General features: G+C 33.8%; 14 protein-coding genes. 3 read left to right on the top strand and 11 right to left on the bottom strand.

All coding sequences use genetic code 11. The features are described 5' to 3' along the window. A partial coding sequence (locus PAN06_RS09745) for a PhrA family quorum-sensing system peptide (protein WP_269796196.1) occupies positions 1-89 on the bottom strand: 89 nt, incomplete at its 3' end. Between the two features lie 191 nt (positions 90-280). Here PAN06_RS09745 and PAN06_RS09740 point away from each other — a divergent pair. Both PAN06_RS09740 and PAN06_RS09735 read left to right on the top strand, forming a co-directional pair. Continuing rightward, positions 281-1,144, top strand: a complete 864-nt coding sequence (locus PAN06_RS09740; protein WP_014713947.1) for a helix-turn-helix transcriptional regulator — start codon at positions 281-283, stop codon at positions 1,142-1,144. Between the two features lie 559 nt (positions 1,145-1,703). Further along, positions 1,704-2,987: a hypothetical protein gene (locus tag PAN06_RS09735; protein WP_070846308.1), complete on the top strand. Its 1,284-nt coding sequence runs from the start codon at positions 1,704-1,706 to the stop codon at positions 2,985-2,987. Positions 2,988-3,109: 122 nt separating this feature from the next. On the opposite strand, the gene PAN06_RS09730 is transcribed toward PAN06_RS09735, so the two are convergent. The 8 genes from PAN06_RS09730 to PAN06_RS09695 form a co-directional block, all read right to left on the bottom strand. Then, positions 3,110-3,721, bottom strand: a complete 612-nt coding sequence (locus PAN06_RS09730; RefSeq protein WP_049471968.1) for a Fic family protein — start codon at positions 3,719-3,721, stop codon at positions 3,110-3,112. Further along, positions 3,714-3,902 (bottom strand): hypothetical protein, encoded by a 189-nt coding sequence (locus tag PAN06_RS09725; protein WP_014713950.1) that lies wholly within the window; start codon positions 3,900-3,902, stop codon positions 3,714-3,716. The genes PAN06_RS09730 and PAN06_RS09725 overlap by 8 nt, the downstream gene beginning before the upstream one ends. A 504-nt stretch (positions 3,903-4,406) precedes the next feature. Further along, the gene (locus tag PAN06_RS09720) at positions 4,407-5,948 is read right to left on the bottom strand and encodes an ABC transporter ATP-binding protein (RefSeq protein ID WP_269796195.1); all 1,542 of its coding nucleotides are present in this window, start codon (positions 5,946-5,948) and stop codon (positions 4,407-4,409) included. Beyond that, complete coding sequence (locus PAN06_RS09715) at positions 5,941-7,140, bottom strand: radical SAM protein (RefSeq protein WP_269796194.1); 1,200 nt, start codon at positions 7,138-7,140, stop codon at positions 5,941-5,943. The genes PAN06_RS09720 and PAN06_RS09715 overlap by 8 nt, the downstream gene beginning before the upstream one ends. 243 nt (positions 7,141-7,383) lie before the next feature. Beyond that, complete coding sequence (locus PAN06_RS09710; protein WP_049471967.1) at positions 7,384-8,244, bottom strand: Rgg/GadR/MutR family transcriptional regulator; 861 nt, start codon at positions 8,242-8,244, stop codon at positions 7,384-7,386. 702 nt (positions 8,245-8,946) lie between these two features. Further along, positions 8,947-9,330 carry a hypothetical protein gene (locus tag PAN06_RS09705; RefSeq protein ID WP_041826469.1) on the bottom strand — a complete coding sequence of 128 codons (384 nt, stop codon included), beginning with the start codon at positions 9,328-9,330 and terminating at the stop codon, positions 8,947-8,949. Between the two features lies 1 nt (position 9,331). Continuing rightward, positions 9,332-9,919, bottom strand: a complete 588-nt coding sequence (locus PAN06_RS09700; protein ID WP_014713955.1) for a toxin-antitoxin system HicB family antitoxin — start codon at positions 9,917-9,919, stop codon at positions 9,332-9,334. Further along, entirely contained in the window at positions 9,906-10,163 is a 258-nt protein-coding gene (locus tag PAN06_RS09695) for a hypothetical protein (protein ID WP_041826470.1), read from the bottom strand. The genes PAN06_RS09700 and PAN06_RS09695 overlap by 14 nt, the downstream gene beginning before the upstream one ends. 686 nt (positions 10,164-10,849) lie before the next feature. Between PAN06_RS09695 and PAN06_RS09690 the strand changes: the two genes are divergently transcribed. Beyond that, entirely contained in the window at positions 10,850-11,623 is a 774-nt protein-coding gene (locus tag PAN06_RS09690; RefSeq protein WP_269796193.1) for a class I SAM-dependent methyltransferase, read from the top strand. A 288-nt stretch (positions 11,624-11,911) separates the two neighbouring features. On the opposite strand, the gene PAN06_RS09685 is transcribed toward PAN06_RS09690, so the two are convergent. Together PAN06_RS09685 and PAN06_RS09680 are read right to left on the bottom strand one after the other, a co-directional pair. After that, the gene (locus tag PAN06_RS09685) at positions 11,912-12,733 is read right to left on the bottom strand and encodes an ABC transporter permease (RefSeq protein ID WP_269796192.1); all 822 of its coding nucleotides are present in this window, start codon (positions 12,731-12,733) and stop codon (positions 11,912-11,914) included. Further along, on the bottom strand, positions 12,723-13,544 hold an 822-nt coding region (locus PAN06_RS09680; protein WP_269796191.1), incomplete at its 5' end, for an ABC transporter permease. The genes PAN06_RS09685 and PAN06_RS09680, both read right to left, overlap by 11 nt.

Here is a 13,544-nt window from a genome sequence, read left to right as displayed (position 1 = left end):
AACTGTTGGTAAGGAATTGTATTACTAAACATAAAAACACCTAGTAATGCAAATGTAACTAATTTTTTAATTCCACGTTTTTTTCTCATGCAATGAAACCCCTTTCTTTTTCCTTGTTTTTATTCTAACATACATATATTATTCAGTCAATTATTTTTATTGCTTTTTGAACTTTTTTTTTTTATTATTACCACAAAGAATTATTTATTCTTTTAACTTGCTATTTTGAACTAAAAATTTTATAATGAAATTAAGCAAATAGGAAGGTTTATTATCTTTAATGAATACACTCGCAGAGAAATTCAGATTGAAAAGAAAAGAGTTGAGACTCTCCCAACAAACTCTTGCAGAAGGAATTTGTGAACAAAGCCAGATTAGTAAAATTGAGAGAGGGCATTTTATTCCCTCCGCAGACCTTTTGTTCAAACTCTCACAACGACTTGAAGTACCATTAGATTATTTTTTTAATGAACAAATTGAAATTAAATCTAACCTCTCTAATTTCAAGCAATTATCTGCTCGACTATTAGATGACAGAAATTATGAAGATTTGGAATATATTTATAGAATAGAGATTGAACGAAGTACTTTTCTAACACTAGAAGATCGAACTTACCTTGAATGGATTAAAGCTATTATTGACTTCTATCAATATGACAGTAAGTGTGAGGCTATTTCTTCATTGGAAAATATATTATTAAAAGTCTCCTCAAATACTCTGATTTATTTAAAGGCATTGAATACTCTATCTAATTTCTATTCCTTAGTGGGTCGTGAACAAGAATATGAGGCAAACTACTTTCATTTAATGGAGTTATATCAGACAAAAAATTTTGAGCATCAAGAGTTTTTATTTGGCTACATCAGAGTTCGTTACAACTACGCTCACTACCTAGTGTCAAAGGAAAAATATAACGAAGCCATCCAAGAAGCTCTTGAGACGATTGAACTCTGTAAACAAAGACAGACAAGCTACCAACTGGCTCCCCTACTTATTCTTGTAGGAAATGCTGGAGCCAAGTTTCTAGACAAAGAACAAGTCAAAAATTATTATATAGAAGCAAGAGAGTTATGTAAGATTTATAACAATCCTTTAATGTTGATGAAGATAGAGAATTATTTGAAAGAATTAGATACTGTTTAGTTAATCTTGACATTATAGTTTTTCTGAAACGTTAAATAACCTGTAAGGCTGATAGTGAAATTAATACTATCAGCCTTATAATTTTTCCATGGTATTTCAAATAACTATACTGATTTTGTTTCCCGTTCTAATTTGGTAACATTTTGATTTCTTGTGTTATCAAGTATATTGATAAAATTCTCTAATCCCCTAACCTTATATTCGTAATCATCTATCCATTTAGTCATAAATCTTTGATTTTCTTAGGAATGATATTAGGATGGCAAGGATAATTTGGAAAAATTATCACATAAATTGATATAATACTTAGTATAGAACAACTTATTAAGAGGTTAATTATGTCTAAATCATCTAAACAGATCGAAGAAGACGCTATTGACTATTTAAAACTGGCACTAAAAAAATCTATCTTCATGTCATGCAAAAAAGAAAACATAAAATTGAACAAGCCATGATAGATTTAGCTAAAATCATAAAATGAGTAATAGTTGTGGTTATTGATTCAGTTTCATTAAAAAAATGATATGATAGTGATATAAAGTATCAATTAGGTGTAGGTATGATAAATAGACAAGCTAAGAAGTTTTTTGATTATTATTTAAAAATAGTTGCAACAGAAGAATATCAATCTTATTATCAAAGACATGAGCAGGAAGGATTAGAATTTCATAAAAAGTACATTGAAGAAGAACGTCCCGAATGGAGGACACGGACAGACTATTTTGATGAATTCTCAATTGGAGAGTTTATTATTTTAGATACACTTTCAAATGAGGGTGTTAATAAATTAACGAAGCGTTTATATTCGTTGCCAAAGTCGAAATTTAAAGTGAAAAATTATTATAAAAAACCTACTATATTTAAAAAATACGACTATGTCCATTTAGAATATTTAAGGCATGGAGTCGGAATTTTTGCTGAAATTGAGATAATTGGAGATAAATTTTTCAGCAGTATTGAAATAAGTTGGGCGACGGTAAATAATTATTATGCTATTTTTCAATATAGATTTCATTTCAAACAAGTATTGACAGAGTCTAATCTTCAATTATTTATTTCTGATAATATCAAAAACTTGAGTAAAAAAGATTACATTAATTGGTATATTCTGGATGATGAGGACGATAAGCTTAATTATCTAGCTATTGATCAGATGACAAATGAACTTCCTTCTTTGATATGTCAACATTACATAACTACGTTTTTATATAGCGAAAATGGGAAAATGAACAAATTAATTAATCTAACAGTTGCTTTTCGAAAAGACAAAGTTGATATAGATAAAATATACTTCGGGGATATTAGTTATAGTCTATATAATAAAAAAGGCAATTACTATATTTCAAATAGTTTTAATGATAGTGATTATGTTCTTTACTCAGGAAGTAATTTCATTCCTAGATTTAGTATTTTAGGGTCTATATCACAATATGGGAACGAGCTCTATTACTTATTATTTGGAGAGCGAGAGCTTCACATTTTTGAAAGAGATTTTTCGAAATATGTATCAGGAAGAAAGAACATAATGTTTAATAAGAATTTTTTAAACCTTTTGAAAAAGATACAGAGCCTATCGGAGTCAGAAAACAGAATAGATATTTCTAATTTTAAAAAAGACTTTGAAGATTCTTGGACTATATTTGTATCAAATGACGAAGTTCAGCTAGAAAATTTATTTCATAAAAATTTGTCATATTATCGAAATGTAATTAAAGAAAATTATTCCTATTTGAATATGCTTACTGAGATAAATTACACAAAGACAAATACCATAAGTTCTATCGTTGCTACGATAGTCTCCATCATTGCTACCATTATATCTGTTATTGCACTCCTAAAGTGATATAATCAGTTAAAATTCAGTTATTTTGCTAAAATTAAAAGAAAAAAGCCTTTGAAATGCTGATTTCATAGGCTTTTAATATATCTAATCACTTCACTTTTGTAATTATCAAGTATTACAATCTATATTTCTTTTAATATTTTACCAAATAATTCTTCTAGCTTCCCTAAGTCTCCATAGACAGTTCCGTCCATATAAAGGTTGTAAACTTCATCATCTTGTTCCACTCGTATTTGTGCAGAATATCCTTTTGATAGTGCTAAGGAACGAATAACTTCTCGTTGAGTTCGTCCATTTCCTTCTCGAAAGGGATGGAAATAATTAAGATTATCAAGAATTTTTGCTAAATGTTTAATGATTTCATCTTTTGAGTTGGCAGTTTGATGATAGGAATGAATGAGATGATTTATATAAGTTTCAGCAGCATTAAACGACTGTATCGACATAAAAGGATTACCACTTTTAGAGATATTCACCTTGCGATATTGTCCTGACCAAGCATAAACATCTTGAAACAAATAGTTATGAATGGCTAAAATATTACCCATGGAATAGACTTTAATGGCTTTCAAGCGCAAATCTGCAAGTCTTTTAGTAACGAATAAGTGTTCATTTCGGTAGGCTTCTTCAATATTTGTAACATTTTGTTTATTGATTAAGACTGTGGAATTTGGATAGGTATATTGGTGATTGGGGTCAATGTACTCATAGCCTTCGTATTGATTTTTAACCAATATTCAATTCCTTTCGTCTGTTGATAACATAAGTTTTTAAGTCAATCACATCTTGAACAGTAGGTTCATAATTTTCAATCATTGATGACCCAATAGCATACCAGACAGTATCAAAATCCGAAAAGTTATCAAAGGGAATCCCTAAAATTGTTAATTCTTCTTTATTTACATCAAGAGTCATGGCACACCTCCTTATATAGAGTTATCCTTATTATACCATAAAATCGGTATTTTCACCTAAAGGATAGAGACCAAAAGATATATGTAAGCGTATAGATTAATACTTACAGAACTAAAAATATTCCCCTGTTTTTAGTCCAACTGAAACCCATACTTTCCAAACCAGGTCTTAAGAAAAAAGGTAGAGAAAAAGGTAGAGTTTGAATTGAAATACAGTGCAATATATCGCATTTGGCAAAAAGAAAAAACGCTTGAAATCAGCGTTTTTCTTCTGTATTGATTCGTATTGAACCCCTACTTCACTTCTGTAAACACAACGTTTTTAAAAAATTATGCTCAAAATACATAGCTTGTAAAATCATATTTCAACTCCTTACTGTAGGACTTTCACTAGCTACATCCCTAGTTTGACGTTATTGTACTGATATTTTTAGACAGAGTTTTTATTATCCAACCTACAAAAAAGAGAGAACTTGCCACTCCTTTCTGAAACCTATACTTCCACCTATTTCTCCAGTTTTATCACCTTATCATAGCGCTTCAAGTCCTCTTCACTATAGTGATGAATCACTTCTACGAGTGCTTGAGGGAGCGAGAAGAGAAGTTGACTGATTTTCTCTTGATTTTTTAGGTCCAGATTGGCTTTGACTTCATCAGCTAGGATAAATTGGCGGTTGTGATAGAGAGCACGTGCAATTTCTAACCGCTGCTTCTCACCGCCTGACAGAGTCTGGTTACTAGGGGTTTTGCTTTGAAGAGCTTTCAAACCAGTTTGTCGCAGGATTTCATCCATCTTTACGGAATCCAATTCTTGTCCCAGAGCAATATTTTCCTCTAGGCTCAAACCATCAAAGATATGAGTAGACTGGAGAATATAGGCTCCTGCCTGATAGAGTTCATCCGAGGTTAACTCTTGCCCATGGTAGCGAATCCGACCATGACTGGTCTTAATTTCACCATAAATTAGGTTCAGTAAGGTGGTTTTCCCAGACCCACTTTCTCCGATAATGGCAATCTTTTCGCCTTCCTCAATAGTTAGGTCACAAGGGGCTAGAATTTCTTGACCATCACGCACTACACTGACTTGCTTTAACTGGATAGGAAAGACAGAACCTTCGAGAACAGAAGGCATTTCAAAGCCCACTCCCAGCAATTTTTGATATTTATCACAGAGAGACTTAGCTGATTTTCTAGTATTGATAAAATAAGACAACTCCTGAAATTGATAGCCAATATTATACGATACTAGATAAATCCCTACAAAGCCGGCTGCAGATAGGTAGTTATAATAGGTCATAAAACCACCAATGACAATAGGCGCAACAGAGCAAAAAGCATCAATTCCATTGATAAAGAGACTATTTATGGTCCGTTGCTTCTCATAGGCGATTTCTTCCTTTAGAGCCTTATCCAAATCTTTGGAGAACAGTTTGTAAAACAAACTTTGTCCCCGATAATACCGTATGGAACGAGCACCTGCGATCATATTGGTTGCTTGAGAGACATAAGCTTGGTTCGCCAGGGATTTCTCCTTCGTAATTTCATCCAAACGTTTAGAGCCAATTCCACTACAAAGAACAGGTATCGAATAAAAAATGACAAATAGCAAGCCAAGATAAAAATTAGTCCAAAGAGCATAACAGATAGAGACGGTTGTAAATCCCAAAGAAGAAATGATAATAACAGTCGGCTCAATATAATTATCTTCTAGCTGTTTTACATCATTTTCCAAGTCTGACAAAACTTCTTCATCCGCTATCCGACGGCTATATAGAAAAGTCTGAAAGATAGCCTTCTTAATACCCGACTTGAAGTCTGTCAGCACTCGTGCATAGTAATAACGTTTCCCTGCCAAACCTAGCAAGAGAATCAAATTTCCAACAATCCCCCAAAACAAGACCTGCCATAGCAAATGCAACTGGTGATTGGTAAAACTGGAGACAATATACTGAATCAAAGCTGGTGTAATGATAGCCTCCAGCCAAGTAATCATAATCGCCACAAAATAGAAGAATAAGTGCTTCTTGGTTACATAAGATCTAAGCATAACGTATAAACCTCCTGAAGTTATTTACCAACTTAGATAGTCGCTCTTTATCTCTAGAAAGGTATATAATTTGTTGTATGCAATATTCCATAAGTTCTGGCTTGTGGCATTCTATGAATTCTCCATTCTCGTTAATGACAGTGGAATAACCATCAATTACATTGGCAACACATTCTATACACATACCTCTACACCAGCAATCTTTACACTTAGAAAAATTATCCTTATTATTAAATGTTTCAACATTTGGACTATTATGACTCCCCCAGAATCTAAAGCACAACTTCTTACTTCCATCTACGTCAAAAGTAATTGTATTGGAAGGATCAATATCATCGCAGAAAGTATGGTTTGTACTCTTGTAAATCATAGATATTAAAACATCGTATAAGATTGGGCTAATAAATGCTTTCTCATTACAATCAATTACATTCTGAATAGAAGTATCTATAAAAGTTTTTCTTTCAGATAAACTTTTTTCCATTTCTTTAAAAATAAGTACTTTATTTTTACTGAAGACATCATTAACATTAAAATGAACATCCATCTCAGTAAAATATTTGAAAATAGCTTCTCTACTAATACCATTTTTTTGATGAATACGAGTATACGTTGATGCAATTTCGAAATTATCATAATCAATACTTTTTAAATACTTAATGAATCTCAGAGTCTTTCTATGACTTCCTTTTCCCCTTAACCTATCATGAACAACCTCTGGTCCATCTAAACTAATTGTTAAAAATGGATGAAATTTATTTAACATATGCTTTACTCGATGATTCAAAACAGTACCATTAGTTACAGTCTCAACTTTTAATATATTTAAAAATTTAGATAATTTCTCAATAAAATATACAAACAACTCAATATTTAAAAAAGGCTCTCCTCCAAAAAGTATTAATCGATTAATTTGTTTTATTCCCTTACTTACAATTTCCTGAATTATCTTATCAGCAGTATCAAAATCCATTACTCGATTGTTCATGCCATAGTTTCCACCATCAGCATAACAGTACGAACACGATAGATTACAGCTATTTGAAATATTTATTACAACTTTCTTCAAGATTCCATCATCAAGATTATCCAAAGTATTCGACGTATTTTTATATTCAGGTGAAGAAGACAAAGTAAAAGAAATGGAATCAAAATAATATGTACCAAAATCAGTATCAATTTTTTTTATCATAGCAATCCTCATTAATGAAAACAGAGATGGGGAAATTTTTCCCCACCTCGGAAGAAACTATCGACCGCCACCACAAGAATGACTTGGTCCACAGTTATTATTAACAACATAACCTTGATCAAACTCTAAAAGCTCTTCAAGGTCAATAACTTGTAGTTCTTCCATTATTTTCACCTCCTATGTTTTATATAGATATCATATTACCATTTTAGGAGCGCTATAAAAAATTCCCTTTTACACAATTTATTCTAAATCGTTCAACACTTGTTCTAAATGATGTTCAAACGTACATGCTAACTGTTGACTATTTACTAATTTCATTGCTGCGATACATTTTCTCATCTCAATTAAAGCATATTGATTATGAGTTTTCTTTAAATCGTACAAATTTTTCGCATAATGAAACACTAGTTTTTCATAAATTTCAGTTTCTGAGAAGTTACAAAATTTTAGTTGTTTTTCAAAATAAAGAGCATCTATTAGCTCGTTTCGTTCAATACATGTTATATAGGCATTTAACAACATGGTCGATAGTAAACGACGATTATTTGGAATATCTCTATAAAATTCAGAGCGATGGCACATTTCTTTTGATAAAACCATCATAGTTTCATGATTTAAAACATCTAATGTATTCATAAACAACAACAATTCATAACACCCCCAGTATTCTACAGAAAATAAGTACTCACTGACAAAACTAATATCTTGATCTGTCACATAGATCTTTCCTGATAAGTCCTGTAAACGAATCTTAACCAAAATCGTATTTAGCTCATAAAAAGGGTCTTTCTTCTCTTTTTTTTCCAACAAACTAATCAGTAAATTTTCCATACCAACGATATCTCGCTTTGCTACTAATAAACGAATTTTCTCTAACAATTCATTAAAGTCATCTCTATGAAAATCGCGCGCCGCGTATATAAATTCTTCAATTGGCATATTAATTGCTTCAAGTGCTAAAATGAATTTTGTAATAGTTAAGTCAGCTTCTTCATGCTCAAACCTTGACAGGTGAGAACTTGATACTCCACATTTAGAAACATCTTTTAGTGACAGTCCTCTTGATTCTCTAAATTTTTTAAAAATTTTTCCGTATTTCATTTAAAGTACCTCTTAAATTGTGTATAAGGGAATTTATTACAATATCTTGAATAACATTATATCATAGGAGAAAAAGAAAAGAGGTTGCTATTATGAATAAAAAATTATTTTTTTACTTATCTTTAGTAATATTTGGAGGAATCATAGTTATAGGAGTTGGATAATTTCACTCTCTTATAAAAAGAGGCTGGGACAAAAGTCCTAGCCTCTCAATTGTCTTTGGATTGTCGAGCAAGACGCAGTGGTTGAGTAGGCTCTACTACGCTGATTTCATTAGCTTTTACAAACCTACTCAACTGTGCGGAGGTGGGATGACAAAATCAAATTCTAACGAATTACCGATTTCTGGCCCACTCTCTTTTTATAGTGTTTGACGTGCAAATAAATTAACCTAACGAAAACTATCTTTTTAAAATCAATTATTTTAAAGGTCTTTTTTATATCATTCGTAAAGTCAGGTAGTGTAAAATAAGTTGTGCAACAGTCATACAAGTTATGAGATGAACGATTAAATACTAATTTAATACATACAACTATTGTATTGAATATCTTTATTGTTACAGAAGTTAAATAATTGAGATAATGAAAATCCTATGAAATCAAAGTCTCATAGGATTTTTTGTTTTGTTTATAGCTCAATAACTGAATTTTAACTGATTAAATATTCCATAAGAATATATGAATATTTAAAACGGATAACTTCTAGTCTTGATTAAAGTTTAAATTTGGTATCAGAATCGCTCCATATGCTCCTTCAGAAAACATACCAATATATAGCCTAAACTTTTCTATCATTGGTGTAATAAGTGCTTGTTGAAATTCACTATCCTGCGAAATATCTTCTGGTAAATCTGAAGCTAAGACTGAATATATAGCATCAATATCAGCAACAACTCGATACTGACTATCTGGATAAGAAATTTCCATCTTTATCAGTATAAGTTGATTCTCTTGTCCTTCCTCTCTGTCAGGAAGATTCAGATTAATTGAAGCTCTTCCATCTTCTTCAACTTCTCCTGTATTATGAATATTAAATTCGAATTTGCTAAATGTTATTCTTCTTATCTCTATATTTTTTGACTTCATTTTAACCTCCAATAGACCATGAAATTACTTTATTATCTTGTAGTCTATTATTAGTAATATTCTGCTCTTTATATGGTTGTATTTTTTCAGATTGATTTTTTACAATGATTGTTTGATGAATATGTTGCTCTGGTGCAGAAACCTTTTCTGCAATGGTTTGACTAAATTTTTTAGTCATATGCTCAAATTGCTCTGCTAACTGTTCAACAACATTTTGAGTTTGTTTGAATAACCCATCATTAATCAATTGTACTATAGTTTGATTTAAACTAACTCCTTCAATCTCAGATCGTTCTTTAACATCTCTATGTAATGTTTTAGGTAATCTTAGCGTTATTTTTCCACTATACTCTTCCAGAGAGTTCTCAAGGGGTTCTTTAATTTGTCTCCCCCACTCAAGATTAGCCTCAATCCAATCTGCTTTAGCTAATTCAATCTCATCATAAACTTCTTCTAAAGATTCACCATAAACGATTAGTCCTGGTAACTCTTTAATAGAGGCAGTAAATAATACTTCATCCTCGTCAAAAATTTGTCCAATTAAAATCGGATAGTTCAATCCAAGATAGTATTCTTTATCTTTCATCATCTAAACCCTCCTCCAATTCTATCACTTTCTCAATCATTTTTATAACATTCTTCACATAAACCGGCTTTATTGGCTTATGTCGTGGTATTGGATAACTCTCCTCCAATAGAGCATGAGAGGTTATTGAATGATTGGTTCCTTGCTTCCACATAAAACCATATTTTTTACACAGAGATTCTAAGCGTTCAGGGGTAACAGATTTGGGGTCATTTTTTATTTTTTGCAACTCTTTTTCCTTGCCCATGATATACCTCATTCATAGCGACACCATATATAGTGTCATATTGATTATATACAAAAAAGTTGATGATTTCAAGGATTTCTTTTATTTTCAGTAAAATAACTAAATTTTAACTGATTAAGATACTCAAGTGATTATTTCGGCTAAATCTAGCATAGCTTTTTCAATCTTATCTTTTCCTTTTTGCATAACATTAAGGTAGATTTTTTCAATAACTTTCCGAAAAATATCTGTTTTTTCGGAAAGATGGCTAATAATCTTTATGAATTATAAAAAGCGAAATTTATAACCAAAAAATTTTTTAGAGCTATTCTATCTACTTCTAGTCCACAAACATATAAAAAGAGGCATTTAAGCCTCTTTTTCTCTCCTTCAAACACTCTGTCACTGTCCATTTACTGTCCAATATAATGTAATATTATTGAATATCGTTAATTTTTTTGAACTCTAAAGCCTTTAAAATCAAGATTTCTAATGATATCAAGACCTAAAGAATCTTAAATTAAGTTTTGCATATTCATCATAGCAATTACATTCCTTCCAACTTCTGAAATTTACAGTTCATTATACCATTTTTTAGACGCTTGGAAAAGCTTTGAGCTGGGGAAGCTCTGATTCTTCTTTGATCTTGGATTCGATCTATAGTATAATGTTACAAGAAATTTCACGAAATAGAAAAAGAGGTTACCGTGTTATATAAGACTATCCAACAGTACTGGGATAAACGCTATCAGGGCTATTCCCAGAAAAATAAAAAAGAAATCGAAAGTGTTCAGATTGAAAAATGGAAGTATGAACTCATCCGTTGGCTACCAAAAGAGCGAACGATTTCCATCTTAGATATCGGTACAGGACCTGGATTTTTCCCGATTGTCTTAAAACAAATGGGCTATACCAAGGTCACTGCAATTGACGCTTCTGCAAATATGCTAGAGATTGCGCAGGAGAATCTCCTCAAGTATGGCGGAGAAACACCAGACACCGTGCGCTATCTACAAATGAATGCCCAGGAGTTGGACTTTGAACCAGAATCCTTTGACATCATTCTGATGCGCAATGTTACATGGAATTTAGAAGAGCCTGAGAAAGCTTATGAATCCTGGCTACGGACTCTCAAACCTGGCGGACAACTCCTCATTTATGATGCTAACTGGTACTCTTATCTCAATGATCCTGCTATTCGTTCACAATTTGAGAACAATCTCAAGATCGTTTCCAGCGAACAGTTAGAAGATTACTGGCACGGCGAAGGGGTCGATGAGGCCTTGATTGAAGAAATCGCCCGCCAATTGCCACTAACCAAGCGCCTTCGTCCTGGATGGGATCTGGAGTTTTTGAATCAATTTGAAGAGGTCGAAGCAACAGTTGACACCGAATTTGGACCAAAAATTTGGAGCCGAGAAGAAGAACTCAACTACGCAGCTACACCGATGTTTGCCCTTTATATCACAAAAAGAAGCTGATTCCTGTTTGGATCAGCTTTAATGTTCTTTTATACAAAACTAATAAATTCTACAAAAATAAAATAATTTTATTCGTTAGAGTCATTCAATCATCTACTGAAACTTTCCGCCGTGAGAAAAGTGCTAGAAACACTATTGTTTCTAGCACTCGGAATAATTGAGACCTTAGGCTCAATTATTAGTCATGGAACTTCTTCGAAGTTCGCTGACGTCCGTATTCACCTAAGGAAAGTTTCTAAGAAGATTTTGTCTTCAATCTAAAAGCTGATTCCTGTTTGGATTAGCTTTTTATTTGTATTCTTGTTGGATGGCAAAGTACTGTTTGAGGAGTCTTCCTAACACCATTACGCCTCCAATAAAGAGGATGAGAAAAAGGCTAGGAAAGGCCACGATCCATGGCGCTGTCTGCAAATAGCTTCTGCCAGTATTGATCATCGCGCCCCACTCTGCATCGGGCATCTGGGCACCCAAACCGATAAAACTCATCCCTGCAATTTCCATAACAATGGTATTCAGGTCATACACCATGGTTGTTACAACTTGGGGAAAGACGCTAGGGAGATAGTAAAGTTTGATCTTACTCCAGAAGGTATTGCCAAACATATCTGCATAGCGGAAATACGGTTCTTCTTTGATATCGAGGAGAAGTGAGCGCACTAGGTAGGCATACTTTGTCCAGCTGGTCAAACAGATAGCCAGTAATGTCTGCTCTATTCCAAGACCTAAAAAACCAACGATCCCAATCACAAAGATAATGGGAGGAAAGGCTTGAAAAAGCGTAATGACTACTTGAACCAAGCGATCCACGATCCCACCAAACTTGACACTTAATACTCCCATTAAGCAACCAAAAAGGACGACCAAAAAGAGAGCGAGAAGGGATGGAAAGAGGGTATGGGCCCCTCCGACAAACACTCGGACCAAGAGATCACGGCCCAACTCATCTCTCCCAAAGATAGCTTGATGAGAGGGGCTTGCCAAAACATGACCCAAATTGACCTGGTTAGCGCGGTCAGCTCCCAACCACTGCGCAAAGGCCAGAAAGACTAGAAAGGCAAGCAAGCCAATGGATACCCACCGAATGTTCCGTTTGATCTGATCAGATGACATGGTTGGCTCCCTCCTTGCGATAGCGTTTTGGATTGATGACGAGCTGGATAAATTCAGCAAAGGTATTGACTAGAAGAACACCAGCTGTAATGACCAGAACCGATCCCTGGATCAAAGGAAAATCCCGGTTGTGAACAGCTGTGATCAACATTTTCCCAATTCCTGGCCAAGAAAAGAGATACTCGATCACGACCACACCTCCTAATAAAGAGGTTAAAGATAGGGTGATCAAGGTCAAGAGCAACGGAAATAATTGTGGAAAAATGGTTGTCCTGAGGATCTGCCCCCATCTCAAACCGCGCCCCATAGCCCCCAACACCGCATCTGACTCAAGGATCTCTGTTAAGCCTTCTTGTAGCTGCGGGATGTAACGGCTCGACATGGTCAAGGCCAAGGTCAAAGAAGGCAGTACTGCTCCTTGTAGATTCACCGTTGATTGGATTGGAAACAGATGCAAATATAGTGAAAACACCAGCATCAGGCCAATCCCTAGAACGAAATTGGGAATGGTATTGGCGAGAGCCGTAGCAAACGAGATGACCTTAGAAAGCGGGCTCTTCTTATAAAAGACTGCCATAAAACTAAGCGGAATCGAGATCAAGAGGGTCAAGAAGAGGGTAGAGCCTGCTAGCACTAATGTATTAGGAAAATAAAAGGCCAATTCTTTTGCGACGGACGATCCGGAGTGGTAGGTCATTCCCAGATTTCCATGGAAAACTCCGAATAGCCACCGTCCATACTGCACCCAGAAGGGATCCTGAAAACCAAATTCCAGACGCTTGGCCTCAAGCAGTTCTTTTGTAAAAGGAAT

This window comes from Streptococcus sp. SM3 (genome assembly GCF_027497875.1).
The sequence above is the reverse complement of the archived record's forward strand: the minus strand, read 5'-3'. Positions and strand labels throughout refer to the sequence as shown.